Genomic DNA, 14,433 nt, shown 5'->3' on the forward strand with positions numbered 1-14,433 from the left:
GACCCTTTGGGTCTGACCCCAGCCGTTGCTTCAGGGTGTTTTGTTAACGCGCCTATGCATCCTTGCGCCGCCGTCCGCGCCACCACAGCAGCAATGCCAGCAGCACCAGCACGCCGACGATGATGCCCGCGCGGGCCAGGCCGATCAGGTTCGAGGCAGGGCCGCCGTTGCGCAGGGTCGTCACCTGTTCCGCCGTCACCTTGACGTCGGGATTGCCGTACATCTTTTGCACGTAATTGCCCAGGGTGACGATCTGCTCGTCCGACAGGGTCTGGCGGAAGGCCGGCATCAGGTGTCCGGCGACATGACTACCGTTGCGGTCCTGGCGCTCGACGCCGTCGAGGATGGCCATCACCAGGTTGTTGCTGTTGCCGCGGCCCGTCACCGAGTTGTGGAACAGCGGCGGCAGGCTGCCGTCGAAACTGCCCTCGCCCTTCGCCTGGTGGCAGCTGGCGCACTGCGCATCGTACAGCTGCGCACCCGACATCTTGTTCAGGTTTTGCGGCAGCGGCACGCCGCGGATGCCGGCCAGCTCGTCGCCCGCCTTGCCCCATTGCGTCACCGGCTGCGTATCGGCCTTGTCGCGGATGGCCCGCACGCTCTTGATGTAGTGGGCGATGGCGTTCAGGTCTGCGTCGTTCAGGTGCTTCAGGCTGTGGTCGATGGCTTCGGCCATCGGTCCGGCAGCCTGCGCCTTGTTGGCCGCGCGGCCAGTGCGCAGGTAGCCGACCAGCTCCTGCTGGCTCCAGCCGCCCACGCCGCTGTTGACGTCCGACGTGATGTTGGGCGCGTACCAGGTGCCCAGGTCCGCGCCGCCCAGCTCTTTCGACAGCTGCTCGGCCATCAGCGCATTGCGCGGCGTGTGGCAGGTGGTGCAGTGGGCCAGGCCCTGCGCCAGGTAGGCGCCGCGGTTCCACTCCATGCTCTTGGCCGCATCGGCCACGAATGGCTTCTTGTCGAGGAACAGCCAGTTCCAGCCCGCCATCGACAGGCGGATATTGAACGGGAACGGCAAGTCCGTCTGTTGCGCCGGCGCCTTGTCCACCGCCGCCACGCCATGCATGAAATAGGCGTACAGGGCCGCCGTGTCCTCGTCCGTCACCTTGGCGTAGGCCGTGTAGGGCATGGCCGGGTACAGGTTGGCGCCGTCGGCCCGCACGCCATGGCGCACGGCGCTTGAGAACTGCTTGAGCGTGTAGTTGCCGATGCCGTGCGTGGTCGACGGCGTGATGTTGGTGGCAACGATGGCGCCCAGCGGCGTGGCCAGGGCCAGGCCGCCGGCCATCGGCTGACCACCGGGCACGCTGTGGCAGGCGATGCAGTCGCCGGCCGTGGCCAGGTAGCGGCCACGTTCGATCGCCGCCGCATCGGGCACGGCCTTGTCGGCTGCCAGCACGGGCATGGCCGCGAGGGACAGCAGTGCGGCGCCGGCCGCCATTCTGAAGGTCGCCATCATGCCGTCGCTCCCTGTTCGTCGAGGATGTGCTTGACGGTGCGCAGTGCCACGGCCAGGCCGTTTTCCGTCGAATTGCAGGTACCGGACGTGGGCAGCACGCCGGTGCTGCACAGGAACAGGTTGGCGTGGTCGAAGGTGCGGCCCCACTGGTCGCACACGGCCTTGGCCGGGTCGGAGCCCATCGACAGGGTGCCGCAGATGTGCTGGTTGTTGGCGAACACGCCCTCCTTGCTGTGGCGCAGATTGGTGCCGCCCATCAGTTTGGCGATCTGCTCGAAATCCTGCTTCGAGCGCTCGTGGCCGCGCCGGGTGTACTCGTCGATCGCGTAATGCGCCTGCGGCTTGGGGATGCCCATGGCGTCCTTTTCGCGGCTCAAGGCGATGCGGTTTTCCGGGTTCGGCAGCACTTCCAGCACGTTTTTCAGGCTCATTTCGCGGGCCGAACGGAAGCGCAGCTGCTGTTCGAATTCCTCGCCGAACACGCCCTTGCCAATCAGCTCTTTGGTGGCGCCATCGACGCGCGAGATGTTCGTGAAGTCCAGGCGGTACGGCGAGTGCTGGCTGCGGAAATCGCCGTCGCGCATGGTGTTGATGGAGTTGGGGCTTTGCGGGCCCCGGCCCAGCCACAGGTCTTCGTCGGCGTCGAAGGTGATCGAGGTGCTCGGGTGGTCCATCAGGTTGCGGCCCACCATGTCGCTGCTGTTGGCCAGGCCGTTCGGGTACTTGTCCGTGGCGGAAACGAGCAGCAGACGGGGGCTTTCGATGCCATTGGCGGCCAGGATGAAGGTCTTGGCCGTGACGCGGTGGCTCTTTTTATGCACGTCGTAGTACAGCGCGGCCGTGATGCGGCCCTGCGCGTCGTGTTCCAGCTTGTAGACGTTGGCGTTGCAGACGATCTTGACGCCAGCGTCTTCCGCCTGCTGCGCGGCGATGCCGCCGTGGTATTGCGCGTCGATGGGGCAGATCGGCTGGCAGCTGTTGTTGCCGCAGCAGGCCGGGCGGCCAGCGTAGCCGACGCTGTTGCGCGCCACCGTGTTGCCCACCACCTTGAACGTGGGGTCGAGGCGCTCGCGGATGCGGCGCATGGCGTATGGCTCCGTGACGGGGTCCATCGGGAAGGCCTGCTTGCGCGGCGAACCCGTGTTGTCGGCGCCGGACACGCCCATGATCTCCTCCGCTTCCTGGTAGAACGGCTCCAGGTCTTCGTAGCTGATGGGCCAGTCGACGCCCACGCCGTACAGCGTGTGGATGCGGAAATCGTTCGGCACGTTGCGCCACGCCTGCGCGGCCCAGTGCCACGAGGTGCCGCCGAACTGGCGGATGTACTCGGCCGGGTACGGGTACGGGCCGGCCTGCACCAGGTAGCCATTGTCCTTCGGCTGGTAGATCGGATGCGGCGCCGTGTCCACCGAGGGATACGGCGACATCCAGTCGCTGCGGCGCGTCGAGTTGCGGAAACGGGCGACGATTTCGCCGCGCGACACGCGCGGGCCCGCTTCCAGGATCAGCACCGAGGCGCCGGCCAGCGCGAGCTTGCGCGCGGCCAGCGAGCCGATGATGCCGGAGCCGATGACGAGGTAATCGGCGGAGAGTGCTTCAGCCATGATGGCTCCTTAAATTGGTTTTCTGGCCCAGCTGCCGTAGGCGCCGTAGGAATACGTGGGAGGCTTCAGGACGTCGGCCACGACGGCCGCGTTGAGCGCCTGCTCATAGGCGACGCAGACGGCCGCCTCGCCCGTGCCGACGATGCCCAGGTACCAGGCGCTGGCGATCTGGCGCGGCAAGGCGGCCAGCGGCGACTGGGCCGGGTCGAGCGCGTCGAGCGCTTGCTGCAGGCCGGCCGCCTGCAAGCCCTGCGCATTGATCAAGGCCAGCAGCGCGCGCACGTTCGCCGGGAAGGCGGCGTCCTGCGCCAGCAGCGCGTCGTACAGGCGTTGGGCCAGCACCGGGTCGAGCGCCTGGCGCCCGACCAGCATGGCCGACACGCCCAGGAAGGCGCCCTGCTCCGCATTGGCGACCGGCTCGGCCAGCGCCCAGGGGATCAGCGCCGCGGCCGAAGCCGACAGCAGGCCGGCCAGCACCATGCGGCGGCCGGGGTTCAGAGGGCTGCGGCCCCCCTTATTGTGTGTAGCGTCCAATTGAAGCTCCCGTGAGTTCAGCAACCGTTCAGAAAGAATGCTTGAGACCGACCATGACCACCGTCTGCCCGCCGTTCGACGACGGCGTGCCGTTTTGCGAATCGCCGACCGAGGCGACGGCATTGACGATGGCGCCGTCCTGGCCCAGGGTCTGGCCGCGCGCCAGCTGACGCGCTTCGATCAGGTAGATCGCGGTGCGCTTCGACAGCGCATAATTCTGCTCGAACGACAGCTGGCGGTAGCGCGCACGGTCCGACACGCCGTTGGCGTGACTGGCGATGGTGTCGCTGTAGCCGGCGGCCAGGAACCACTGCGGCGTCAGCTGGTAGCTCGCGATCAGGCCGGCCGTGTTGAAGATGGCCGTGTCGCGGAAGGCCGAGCGGCTGCCAGCCTGGTATTGCACGTTGCTGGCATTGGCGCCCACCATCCACTTGCCCATGGTGTAGCGCGCGCTGGCGGCGATGAACTCGATGCTGTCGGCCGACGCGTAGCCCCGGTTGATGGCCGAGATGCCGAAGCTGCCCGAGGCGTTGTCGCTCCAGCCGGCGCCATTCTGGCCATTTTTCAGTTTCAGATAGCCGAGCGCGAATTCGGCCGGCGAAGTGCTGTACTTGACGGCCGCGCTGAAGCTGCTGCCCGCGGCATTGCCGTCGGCCGCTTCGCCAAAGCCGTATTGCGCGCTGGCCTGCAGGCCGCGCCAGGCAGGCATGCTGTAGGTAACGGAATTGCTGATGCGCACGGTCGTATCGAGGCCGTCGATATCGCCCGGGTGGGCGCCGGTGGCGCCCGTCAAGACGTTGCTCGACGCCAGCGAGCCCACCAGCAGATAGTACGGCGTGTACTGGCGGCCGGCCGTCAAGGTGCCGTAGGCGTTCGACTGCAAGCCCACATAGGCCTGGCGGTTGAACAGGGAGCTGGCGGAACTTTGCGCGCCCGTGTCGCTTTCAAAGCCGTTTTCCAGCAGGAACAGCGCCTTCAGGTCGCCGCCCAGGTCTTCCACGCCCTGGAAACCGATCTTGCTGGCGGACAAATTGCCGCTGCGCATATAGGTGTTCGACTTGCCGCCCTGGTTGCTCGCGTACGCGGTGGCCGCGTCCACGACGCCGTAGATGGTGACATTGCCTTGGGCGCAAACGTTTGCGCCGATCAGCGTGGAGACGGCCAGCGCCGCGGCGCGCATGCATGGTGTGTTCATTTTTTTCCTGATTTTCCTGTTTTATTGTACGCCCGACAAGTATTGCCGCCGTGACGGCGACATACCGGCGTGGCGCCGCGTGCCGCCCCATCCACTGATGGGACGTCCGCTGTTCTTCTTGATTTGGATCAAGTGACGCAAATTATACGCTTATTTACTCACATGTAAGTGATTGACTGTAAGGCGTAGTCTTATAGCAAAACTTTCTTGTGTCTTATAGCAAAACCGGCAGGCGCGCGGATGCAAGCCCGGCAGACTGCGGAAATACACGGAACAGGCATGGACAAAGCGGCGGCGGCGCGTGTCGAAAAACACGCGCCCGGTGGCTAATCAGGCAGGCGGGAAAACGGGGAAAGCGAGACGGTCAGCGCAGGATGGCGGGCGCCACCGGCAGGGTTTCGAGGGCGATGAAGGCTTCGAGCGTGCGGCGCATGTCTTCGAACACCTGCTTGCCGTAGGCCGCTTCCAGGTGGGCATATTGCAGGTCGATGAGTTTCCCCATCTGCAGCAGCAGGCTGGCGCCCGCTTCCGACAGGTGCACCTTGCGGCGGCGCTGGTCGCCTTCGAACTTGCTGCGCCCGATCAAGCCGATTTCCTCCATGCGCGCCAGGATGCCGCTCATGCTGGGACTGGAAATCTGGCAGATCTCGCACAGCTCGCGCGGCTCCAGGGTCGGGCTTTCGTTCAGCGCGCGCATGATGCGCCACTGCTGCTCCGTCACGCCGAAGTGATTGAGGATGGGGCGGAAATGCTGGAGCAGGCTGTCGCGGGCCTTCAGCAGCAGTTGCGGCATGTTCGGATAACGGATCGGTAGCTGCAAGCGGAACTCCCTGGATGGCCGGCAAATGAGGATCATTATACGGCCCGCCCGGTGCAAACGGCAGGCTGGCAATGATGTATTTTTCGCTACGTCCGCCCTGCCCCATCCTTCTGGGCGTGGCGCCGCACGAACCACAGCACGCCGGCCAGCTTGACGCCATACGCCAGCAGCAGGGGCAGGAGGCGCGGCAGCATCAGGCCGGCCGCCAGCGCGCCGTAACAGAGGTAGCAGAGGTAGCGGCCTGCCATCAGCTCGAGCGGAGAAAAGTCCGGCAACAGGACGGGCACAATGAAAACGGCGCCCCAGAAGGCGCCGGCCAGCACACCACATACGATCCCGCGCCACATGCCTGCCACTCTCGCGTCGTCATTCAAGGGCGCCAGCATGGCATGCGGAGGAGACTTCCGTCAGCTCCCGGCTTTTCTCTGTGCAGGGATGAAGTGCTCGCGCACGGCCCTGGCCAGCAAGTCAGGCGGCAGCAAGCCCTGGCCCAGCAGGAAGTTGTTGAAGGCCAGGCGGTCGAACTTCTCGCCCAGCGCCAGCTCCGTTTCCGCGCGCAGCTGCAGGATGCGCGTATAGCCATAGAAATAGCTGCCCGCCTGGCCCGGCATGTTGAAGGTGTAGCGGTCCAGTTCCTGACGCGCCATCGCTTTCGACAGCATCACTTCATCCGTCAGGATGCGCCCCGCCTCTTCGCGCGTGACTAGTCCCAGGTTCAGCATCGGGTCGAGCATGGCGCGCGCCGCGCGCAGCATGCGGAACTGCAGCGCGATGAACTGGCCTTCGGCCGGCTCGTACGGGATCATCTCCGCTTCCGCGTACAGCGCCCAGCCTTCCACGTTGACGCTGTTGAACGCGTACAGGCTGCGCGCCTGCGACACGCCCCGCTCCACCATGGCGCTGAACTGCAGCTCGTGGCCGGGGCGGCCTTCGTGCGCGCTCAACGTCCAGGCGGCGCCCGCGAAATTGAAATCGTCATACGCCTCGCCCTTGCCGCTGGCGGCCGGATTGCTGACGGGGAGGACGAACTGGCCGTGCTCTCCCGTATTGCCGATCAACGGCGGCGGACGCATATGCGGCGCCGGCTGGGCCGCCGATTCGGCGGCGGACGCCAGGCGCATGGTCATGGCGCGCGCAGGGATATCGACCACGCGCTGCTGGGCGATGCGCTGTTCCAGCTGCGTATTGACGCCCTTGTAGTGCGCCTCGAGCTGCTCGTTCGGGATGGAATCGGCTTTCAGCGCCCGCAGCACCTGGCGGTAATCACCGCCATCGACGCCCTTCAGCGACATTTTCGCCGCCACCACCGGCGCCAGCGCCTGCATGGCGGCGCGCGTTTCCAGGTAGGCCACCTGCGCCCGTTCGACCAGCGCGCGCGGCGCGATGTCGATGCCCACCTGCTTCAGGCGAAACGCATACAGCTCGGGCGCCATGCGGAAATCCGTGCGCGACAAGGGCAGCACCACCTGCTTTTCCCAGGCCGCATAGTCAGTCAGCTGCTGCTCCATGGCGGCCAGCGCGCTTTCCGCGCCCGCGATCCGCATATCGGCGAACAGCTTGCGGATGCCGGCGATATACGTCGGCACGTTTTCCAGCGACTGCTCCACCTGCAGCCGCACGGGTCCGGCCAGGCCCGGCTTGCCGATTTTTTCCGTGAAGCGCGCCTTGGCCTGCGCCGTGATCGGCGTGCTGCCCGGGAACTGGCCCACGTAGCGCTGCAGGCGTTCCAGCGCCTTGGCGCGGCGCGCGGCCGGGCGCTGTTCCTGCAGCAGGCTTTGCATGCTGCCAAAGACCATTTGCGGCACATCGACCCACGGCAAGGCGTATTTGGCGTCCAGCTGGGCGCCCATGATCTCCTGGTCGACGGCCTGCGTCAGGATTTGCAGATCCTGGCGCACGCGCTCATCTTTTTCCGCCGCCAGCTTGTGCTGCAATTGCGCGCGCGCCTTCCGCATGGCCGCCACCTGGCGCTCGGTGATGTTCGGCCCCAGGTCGGCGGCCAGGCCGTCGTACTGCGCCAGGCCCGTATCGGAAGCGTTTTCCGGCGAAAACTGCGCTTGCGCCGCCAGCACGATGGCCGCATTGCGGTTGCTGGCCTCGACCCAGGCCGACGGGGCGCTGGCCGCCGCCGGGACGTTTGCCATGGCCGGCATGGCAAATGCGGTGGCGAGCAAGGCGGCAAGTACGGTCTGATGCAATTTCGGAATGACGGACATCGGGGGGATTCCTTCCTGAGGTGAGCGATGAGCGAAGCGGCGAGTATCGGCCAGCCTCGCATGCCTGTCAATTCAGGGCCGGCAGCGCGCCCTGCGCCCGCAGCACCTCTTGGCAGGCGCGTCGCATATCCTGGCCCAGCTCGTGGTGCAGCACGACGTGGATGGCGCCCGCCTTGAGCAGCGCCGCATTGTCCACGTCCAGGTCGTGGCCGATGAAGACCTGGCAGCGCCGGCCCGCCTGGGCGAAGGCCAGCACGATGGCGGCATTGCCGCCGCCGATCGAATACACGGCGGCGATGCCCGGGTGCGCGGCCAGGCGGTGGGCGACCATTTCGCCAATCCCGTCTTCGCGTGGATATCGCAAGCCTGGCTCGGTCCCACCTGCCAGATGACGGCGCAAGTGAGCGTCTTCAACTCGGCCCTGTTCCACGCGGCCGGGCATAACCGCTCGCCCGACATCCACCGCATGGCCAACCTGCTGCAAGTGTCGTCGCCGTTCGGGCGCGCCATGGAAGCGCTGGACAGCCGCGCCATGAGCGTCGCGCTGTATCCCGCGCTGCAGGCGCTGCCCGTCCAGGGCGCGCTGGATGACGCCGGCGTCGGCCACGCCGCAGCAGATCATGCTGCAGGCAGTGGAACGGGACTGGCCATTGGCGCGCCTTATCGACGCCCTGAACAGCCACGCCTGGCGCCAGCGCAGCGGGACGACACCGAGTTGAACGCCGCTTAGTACGCCAGGCCGTAACCGAACTTGTACAGCGGATGCGCCGTGTCATACGGCACGTCCGATTTCTGTACCTGCACCTCGGCCATCGACGAGGGCAGCTCGAACGGCAGCTTGCCTTGCGGCTTGGCCTTGCCCGTCAGGACGTCGAACAGCGCGCCGTCGCTCACGCCGAAGTTGGCGAGAATCGCGCTGGCCTTGTCCTGCACGTTGCCGAGGATGGCCGGGCGGTCCAGGTACACGGTGACCACCGTTTTCGGCGCGTTCTTCGCCGCGTTTTTGATCGCCTCGTAGTCGGCGTTGCCGTCCACGTAATCGAGGCGGCCCTCGTGCTGCATGCTGCCGAAGATGTAGTTCGGGTGCAGGGTTTCATACGGCGCGGCCACGCGCAGCAGGGCCACGTCCGCTTCCTGCGGCGTGGCCACCACTGTGTAGCCATGCTGCCGCGCCACGGCCGCGTCGATGCCGTATAAATACACCTTCTTGACGCTGGCCGCCAGCGGCAAGACCTTGTCCTTGTTTTCCAGCAAGACCAGCGAGCGGCGCTGGGCCTCCAGGCCCGCCTCGATGAAGTCCGCCTTGCCCACGGTGGCGGCCGCCTTGGCCGCATCGACGAACGGATGCTCGAACAGGCCCTGCTTGAATTTCTGGATCAGGATGCGCCGCGCCGACGCGTCGATGCGCGCTTGCGTCAGTTGGCCCCGTTGCACGGCTTGCGTCAGGTAGGGCGCTTCCGTCACGCCGCCAAACTGGTCCATCCCCGCCGTCACGGCCTTCACGTAACGCTCGGCCTTGGTGGCGTCTTCCATGCCCCACGGCGTGCCGAAGCCGATGAAGGAAGGCGCCACGCCCGGCGCCGTGCCGTTGCGGCAGTTGGCGTCGCAGTCGGAGGTGATGCCCCAGTCCGACAGGATCACGCCCTCGAAGCCGTATTTGCCGCGCAGCAAATCCGTCAGCATGGTCTTGCTGAAGCCGGCCGCCACCTGTTCCAGCGTGATGCCGTCGATTGTGATATTGCCATCCGGCAGAGCGTAGGTCGGCATGACGGACGCCGCCCTGGCCGTGAACGCCCCTTCGAACGGTTTCACGTGATAGGCGAAGTTGTTGCCCGGATAGGTCATGTAGCGGCCATAGTAATTGTGGCCGTCGTAGCCCTCTTTCGTGGCGCCATAGCCGACCCAGTGCTTGACGACGGCCACCACGCTGCCGTCATGCAAACCCGTATTGCCATCCTGAAAGCCCTCGATATAGTGCTGCACCATGCGCCTGGCCAGGTCGGCGTCTTCGCCAAAAGTGCCGTTGATGCGCGACCAGCGCGGCTCGGTGGCCAGGTCCGCCTGCGGCGACAGCGCTTGCGTGATGCCGACGGCCAGGTATTCCTGGCGCGCGATGTCGCCGAAGCGGCGCACCAGCGCATCGTCGCCGATGGCCGCCAGGCCCAGGGTTTCCGGCCACTGGGAAAATCCCTTGGTGCCGGCGCTGGCGCCCACCGTGTACTGGAAATGGTGGCGGGGGTCCGTGCTGATGGAGACGGGGATGCCGTGGCGCGACGTTTCGCTCAGCGCCTGTACCTTGTTGTACTGGGCCGCCATGTTGGCCGTGTCGCCCGCCATGCGGGTAATGAAGGTGTTCACGTACTGCTTGACGATCAAATCCTGCAGGGCAGTCAGGTCATACGCGCCGCCCAGGCCGATGCCGGAAGGGTCGGACACGGTGGGCGCCGTGCCGTGCATCATCAGGCCCGCTTTTTCCTCAAGGCTCATGCGCGACAACAAATCGTCGGCGCGCGCCTCGGCCGGCAGGCGCCAGTCTTCATACGGATCGATCTTGCCGTTGCGGTTCATGTCCTTGAAGGCATAGCCGTCGACCTTCAGCTGGGCGTAGGTGGTGGCGCCGAACACGGGCTGCGTGTATTGCTCGCTGACGGTATCGTTGCCGCAGGCGGCCAGGGCAAGCGTGGCGACGCAGCCGGCGACCACGCGGGCCATCGGTTTCAATGTGCAATTCATCATTATCTCCAAGATTGTTTTTGTAGGTATCAAGGCGCGGCGGCAAGGCCGGCCGAAAACAATATAGCGTGAGAATGCGTGCATTTCTTGACCGCGCAGCACGCGTTTTATACCCGCGAATACAATTTTTGGTTAGACGGCCCGACAACCAACAATCTCCTACAAAGTGCTAATATTTGTGAAAAATTACTACAACAAGCAGGAGACAGCCTTGCACAAACCCGACACGCGCACGGTTTCGAACCGGATCGCGCAGCAATGCGCGCGCGCCATGCAGGCCGACGGGCACGACCCCGCCGACTTTTTCCGCCACACGGGCATCACGCCGGCGCAGCTCACGGAACCAGGCGGGCGCATCAACGCCGAACGGCACCGCCGCATGACGGCCTACGCGCAGCAGCTGCCGCAGCACCGGGCCATACTCGACCTCGACGTGACGCACTGGTTCGCGCATTACTCGGGCATCGCCCACGTCTGCTTCAACCGCCCCACCCTGCGCAGCGCGCTGCACGAGTTGCTGCATTTGCGGGGCCTGATCGGCGAATTCGACTTCATGCTGATGAGCGAAAACGGCACGCGCATCGAGATCGAATACCTGTCCGAGTTTTGCCCGGCGGGCGGCGCCATGCAGGCGCTGGCCAATTTCCGCATGCTGTCGCTGGTGGCGCGCGCCTACGACGCCGGCGCGCCCACCGCCTTCCACGCCGGCTTCCAGGGCAAGGCGCCGTGGTTCGCGCCGGCCATTGCCGAGTGCTTCGGCGCCGCCACCACCTTCGGCCAGGCGCGCAACACCTTGACGTTTGACGCACCCGCGCTGGACCGGCCCTTCGCCCAGTTCAACGCCATGCTGGCGCCGCACGCGCTGCGCCACGCGCAGGGGCAATTGCGGCAGCTGCATGGCGCGCAGCTGTTTTCCGCCCGCGTCGAGCAAGCCATCATCGATTTGCTGGGCCGGCAAGGCGCGGCAGACGCCGACGACGCCTCGCTGCTGCCGGCCCTGTGCGACGGCCTGGCGATGAACCGCTGGACCTTGCAGCGCCAGCTGCAGCAGGAGCAGACCTCGTTCCGCGCGCTGGAACTGCGCGCCAAGAGCCGCGAATCGCGCCGCCTGCTGCGCGAAACGACCTTGAGCGTGGTGGAAATCGGCGAGCGCCTGGGCTTTTCCTCGCAAAGCGCATTCACCCGCTTCTTCAAGACCCAGTTCGCGCTGCCGCCGGCGCGCTACCGGCAAGAGATGCAAGGCGGGGCATAGGACCAGGCCCCGAGAAGCGCGCAGGCCCGGGGCGTCGGGCCAAGGTGGCCGGCCGACAAGAAAGCGCAAGATGCGCTAAGCTGCCGGAACCCCAACCACAAGGACCACCATGACCCTGATCGTCGTCGCCACCATCGATGCCCAAGCCGACCATATCGACGCCGTGCGCGCCGCGCTGGAAGCCGTCGTACCGCCCAGCCGCGCGGAAAGCGGCTGCCTGCGCTACGAGCTGCACCTCGACAACAAGACGCCCACGCGCTTCGTCATGCTGGAAGAATGGGCCGACAAAGCCGCCCTGACGGCGCACGAAGCGACGCCCCACTTCCTGGCCCTGGTCGCCGCCACTGACGGCAAGGTCGTCAAGATCGACGTGGCGGAATTGAGCAAGCTGAAATAGCGGCAAACGCGCGGCCATCTTGGCAAGTTGCCATCTATAATGTGGCAACTTTTCTTTATGGCCATCATGACATCTTTTTCCACACTACGCGGCGCCATGGCGGCAGCCGCCTTGACTCTCTGCGCCGGCGCCGCGGCGCAAGCGCCCATGCCCCAGCTCGTGGGCGAATACAATCTGCTCTCGTCGACGACCGTGCCACCCAGCAACTGGGGTTATTCCAAGGCCCGTGTTTCCATCAAGCAGCTCGACGACCATCACCTGCTGATCCTGCTCGCCTGCGAGTGGAAGCGCGAACCGAAGGCCGTCTGCGGCGACTACTTTTACGCGCAGCAGCGCGACGACGGCCTGTATCTGCAGGACATGAACACCTTCGCCATGCGCCTGTATTTCGATCCCGCCACGCGCAAGCTCACCATCATTTCGCGCGGCGCCGACGCCAAACAGAGCGTGCGCCACGAAGTGTTCGGCGCCACGACGGCGCCGCTGACCGACACCGCCCTCGTGCGGCGCATGAAGCGCGAGCAGTCTAATGCCGACAGCAAGGAAAACCGGCGCGTGTTCGGCCCCTACACGAAGTGGGACTACCAGGAAAACCGCATCGAATTCCAGCGCCAGGACATGACGAAGCCGTGATGACGCGCCTGACGGGCATATTGCCCGGCGTTACAGGGAATCGAGCCGGGCCAGCATCGCCGCCGCCTGCTGCCGGAAAGCGGCGACCGCCGCCGCGTCCATCTTCTCCAGCTGGCGATACGCCATGCCGATGCGGGGATTGCGTTCCAATGTGTCCGCATTGCGATGGAAAAAATCCCAGTACAGGGCATTGAAGGGACAGGCGTTCTCGCCGATGCGCGCCTTTTTATCGTAATGGCAGCCTTTGCAATAATCGCCCATGCGGTCGATATACGCGGCGCTGGAGACATACGGCTTGGTGGCCAGCAAGCCGCCGTCGGCGAACTGGCTCATGCCCACGGTATTGGGCAGCTCCACCCATTCGAAGGCGTCGATATACACGCCCAGGTACCAGCCATGCACCTGGGCCGGGTCGAGGCCGGCCAACAAGGCGAAATTGCCGATCACCATCAGGCGCTGGATGTGGTGCGCATGCGCCTGTTCCAGCGACTGCGTGATCGCCTGCGACAGGCAATGCATCTTCGTCTTGCCATCCCAGAACCAGGATGGCAGCGGACGCGCATGGCCGAAGAAATTCTTTTCCGCATAGCCGGGCATATGCGCCCAGTACACGCCGCGCACATATTCGCGCCACCCGAGGATCTGGCGGATGAAACCCTCGACCGCGGCCAGCGGCGCATGGCCGGCGTGATACGCGGCCTGCGCCCTGTCGACCACTTCGCGCGGGTTGAGCATCTTGACGTTCAGCGCGAACGACAGCAGCGAATGAAACAAACGCCAGGCCTTGCTGCTCATCGCATCCTGGAAATCGCCGAAATGCGGCAAGGCCCGCTCGATGAAGGCGTCGAGCTGCCGCAGCGCCTCGTCCCGGTTCAGCGCCCACGCGAGACGGTCCGCATGCGGCGCGCCAAAGCTCTTCACGCCAGCGGCGACGATGCTTTGCCATAACAGGGAATGGTCATGCACGGTGCGCGGATCTTGCGGCTCGGCGGGCGTACCGCGCCAGGGCTTGCGGTTGTCGTGGTCGAAGTTCCACTGGCCGCCGACAGGTTTTTTCGCGTCTTCCATCAGCACCTGGTGGGCGCTGCGCATCTGGCGGTAGAAAAACTCCATCAGCCACTGCTTGCGGCCGGCGAAGATATCGGCCGCCTCATGACGGGCCGTGTAGAAATGCTCGCTGTCGACCATCAACCATGGCATGCGCGAGCGTCGCCCGGCCTGGTACAGCTGCTGGTCGAGGCGCCACTCGTCGGGCGCCTGGTATTCGAAGGCGCCGGCGTCATGGTGGCGAATCAGCGCCTCGATATTGTCCGGTATCGAGCGCGTGCTTTCCACGTCGTCGATGGCGATGTAGTGCACGGTGTGGCCACGCGCGCGCAGCTGGCGGGCAAAGTCGCGCATGGCGGCGAAGATCGCCAGGATTTTCTGCGCATGATGCAGCACATAATCGGTTTCTTGCCGCACCTCCATCAAGACATAGATGGTGGCGTCATCGACTTCGGTGAACCAGCGGTGCTGCGCGTTGAGCTGGTCGCCGAGTATCAGGCGCAGGGTGGGCTTGCGTGAGCTCATGATTATTCTTTGCGATAGTTG

The 14,433-nt window shown here is 65.4% G+C and carries 14 protein-coding genes; 4 read left to right on the top strand and 10 right to left on the bottom strand.

From position 1 onward, the window contains the following. Positions 1-52 precede the first annotated feature (52 nt). The 8 genes from J0O65_RS04070 to J0O65_RS04105 form a co-directional block, all read right to left on the bottom strand. Positions 53-1,456 carry a cytochrome c gene (locus J0O65_RS04070; protein ID WP_215404374.1) on the bottom strand — a complete coding sequence of 468 codons (1,404 nt, stop codon included), beginning with the start codon at positions 1,454-1,456 and terminating at the stop codon, positions 53-55. After that, positions 1,453-3,060 (bottom strand): GMC family oxidoreductase, encoded by a 1,608-nt coding sequence (locus tag J0O65_RS04075; protein WP_215404376.1) that lies wholly within the window; start codon positions 3,058-3,060, stop codon positions 1,453-1,455. Before J0O65_RS04075 ends, J0O65_RS04070 begins: the two co-directional genes overlap by 4 nt. 9 nt (positions 3,061-3,069) lie before the next feature. Further along, positions 3,070-3,594 carry a sugar dehydrogenase complex small subunit gene (locus J0O65_RS04080; protein WP_251373403.1) on the bottom strand — a complete coding sequence of 175 codons (525 nt, stop codon included), beginning with the start codon at positions 3,592-3,594 and terminating at the stop codon, positions 3,070-3,072. 28 nt (positions 3,595-3,622) lie between these two features. Then, positions 3,623-4,789, bottom strand: a complete 1,167-nt coding sequence (locus J0O65_RS04085; protein WP_502793535.1) for a porin — start codon at positions 4,787-4,789, stop codon at positions 3,623-3,625. A gap of 364 nt (positions 4,790-5,153) precedes the next feature. Then, a complete protein-coding gene (hpaR, locus tag J0O65_RS04090) occupies positions 5,154-5,609 on the bottom strand; it encodes a homoprotocatechuate degradation operon regulator HpaR (protein WP_226939756.1) in 456 nt (151 codons plus the stop codon). Between the two features lie 86 nt (positions 5,610-5,695). Continuing rightward, positions 5,696-5,956 carry a hypothetical protein gene (locus tag J0O65_RS27805; RefSeq protein ID WP_251373406.1) on the bottom strand — a complete coding sequence of 87 codons (261 nt, stop codon included), beginning with the start codon at positions 5,954-5,956 and terminating at the stop codon, positions 5,696-5,698. 60 nt (positions 5,957-6,016) lie between these two features. Then, entirely contained in the window at positions 6,017-7,825 is a 1,809-nt protein-coding gene (locus J0O65_RS04100) for a DUF885 domain-containing protein (RefSeq protein WP_215404378.1), read from the bottom strand. Positions 7,826-7,892: 67 nt separating this feature from the next. Beyond that, complete coding sequence (locus J0O65_RS04105) at positions 7,893-8,156, bottom strand: type 1 periplasmic-binding domain-containing protein (protein WP_215404380.1); 264 nt, start codon at positions 8,154-8,156, stop codon at positions 7,893-7,895. Between J0O65_RS04105 and J0O65_RS04110 the strand changes: the two genes are divergently transcribed. Continuing rightward, positions 8,145-8,555, top strand: a complete 411-nt coding sequence (locus J0O65_RS04110; protein ID WP_215404382.1) for a hypothetical protein — start codon at positions 8,145-8,147, stop codon at positions 8,553-8,555. The two genes, J0O65_RS04105 and J0O65_RS04110, sit on opposite strands and share 12 nt — an antisense overlap. Here J0O65_RS04110 and J0O65_RS04115 read toward each other — a convergent pair. Then, positions 8,552-10,561 carry a glycoside hydrolase family 3 protein gene (locus tag J0O65_RS04115; protein WP_215404384.1) on the bottom strand — a complete coding sequence of 670 codons (2,010 nt, stop codon included), beginning with the start codon at positions 10,559-10,561 and terminating at the stop codon, positions 8,552-8,554. The genes J0O65_RS04110 and J0O65_RS04115 overlap by 4 nt on opposite strands. A gap of 208 nt (positions 10,562-10,769) precedes the next feature. Here J0O65_RS04115 and J0O65_RS04120 point away from each other — a divergent pair, with 208 nt between their 5' ends. The 3 genes from J0O65_RS04120 to J0O65_RS04130 all read left to right on the top strand — a co-directional run bounded on the left by J0O65_RS04120 (position 10,770) and on the right by J0O65_RS04130 (position 12,840). After that, the gene (locus tag J0O65_RS04120) at positions 10,770-11,810 is read left to right on the top strand and encodes a helix-turn-helix transcriptional regulator (protein ID WP_215404386.1); all 1,041 of its coding nucleotides are present in this window, start codon (positions 10,770-10,772) and stop codon (positions 11,808-11,810) included. Between the two features lie 109 nt (positions 11,811-11,919). Then, positions 11,920-12,207, top strand: a complete 288-nt coding sequence (locus J0O65_RS04125) for a putative quinol monooxygenase (RefSeq protein ID WP_215404388.1) — start codon at positions 11,920-11,922, stop codon at positions 12,205-12,207. 66 nt (positions 12,208-12,273) lie between these two features. Next, positions 12,274-12,840 (top strand): hypothetical protein, encoded by a 567-nt coding sequence (locus J0O65_RS04130; protein WP_215404390.1) that lies wholly within the window; start codon positions 12,274-12,276, stop codon positions 12,838-12,840. Between the two features lie 30 nt (positions 12,841-12,870). On the opposite strand, the gene J0O65_RS04135 is transcribed toward J0O65_RS04130, so the two are convergent. Beyond that, complete coding sequence (locus tag J0O65_RS04135; RefSeq protein WP_215404392.1) at positions 12,871-14,412, bottom strand: cryptochrome/photolyase family protein; 1,542 nt, start codon at positions 14,410-14,412, stop codon at positions 12,871-12,873. Positions 14,413-14,433 lie beyond the last annotated feature (21 nt).

This window comes from Janthinobacterium sp. JC611 (genome assembly GCF_018682595.1).
In the GTDB taxonomy this organism is placed as follows: Bacteria; Pseudomonadota; Gammaproteobacteria; order Burkholderiales; family Burkholderiaceae_D; genus Janthinobacterium.

Bases quoted from the DNA above. Each gene is read 5' to 3' on its own strand.
- J0O65_RS04105 (WP_215404380.1), bottom strand. From the start codon at position 8,156: ATGGTCGCCCACCGCCTGGCCGCGCACCCGGGCATCGCCGCCGTGTAT.
- J0O65_RS04070 (WP_215404374.1), bottom strand. From the start codon at position 1,456: ATGATGGCGACCTTCAGAATGGCGGCCGGCGCCGCACTGCTGTCCCTC.
- J0O65_RS04125 (WP_215404388.1), top strand. From the start codon at position 11,920: ATGACCCTGATCGTCGTCGCCACCATCGATGCCCAAGCCGACCATATC.
- J0O65_RS27805 (WP_251373406.1), bottom strand. From the start codon at position 5,956: ATGTGGCGCGGGATCGTATGTGGTGTGCTGGCCGGCGCCTTCTGGGGC.
- J0O65_RS04100 (WP_215404378.1), bottom strand. From the start codon at position 7,825: ATGTCCGTCATTCCGAAATTGCATCAGACCGTACTTGCCGCCTTGCTC.
- J0O65_RS04115 (WP_215404384.1), bottom strand. From the start codon at position 10,561: ATGATGAATTGCACATTGAAACCGATGGCCCGCGTGGTCGCCGGCTGC.
- J0O65_RS04085 (WP_502793535.1), bottom strand. From the start codon at position 4,789: ATGAACACACCATGCATGCGCGCCGCGGCGCTGGCCGTCTCCACGCTG.
- J0O65_RS04075 (WP_215404376.1), bottom strand. From the start codon at position 3,060: ATGGCTGAAGCACTCTCCGCCGATTACCTCGTCATCGGCTCCGGCATC.
- J0O65_RS04135 (WP_215404392.1), bottom strand. From the start codon at position 14,412: ATGAGCTCACGCAAGCCCACCCTGCGCCTGATACTCGGCGACCAGCTC.
- J0O65_RS04130 (WP_215404390.1), top strand. From the start codon at position 12,274: ATGACATCTTTTTCCACACTACGCGGCGCCATGGCGGCAGCCGCCTTG.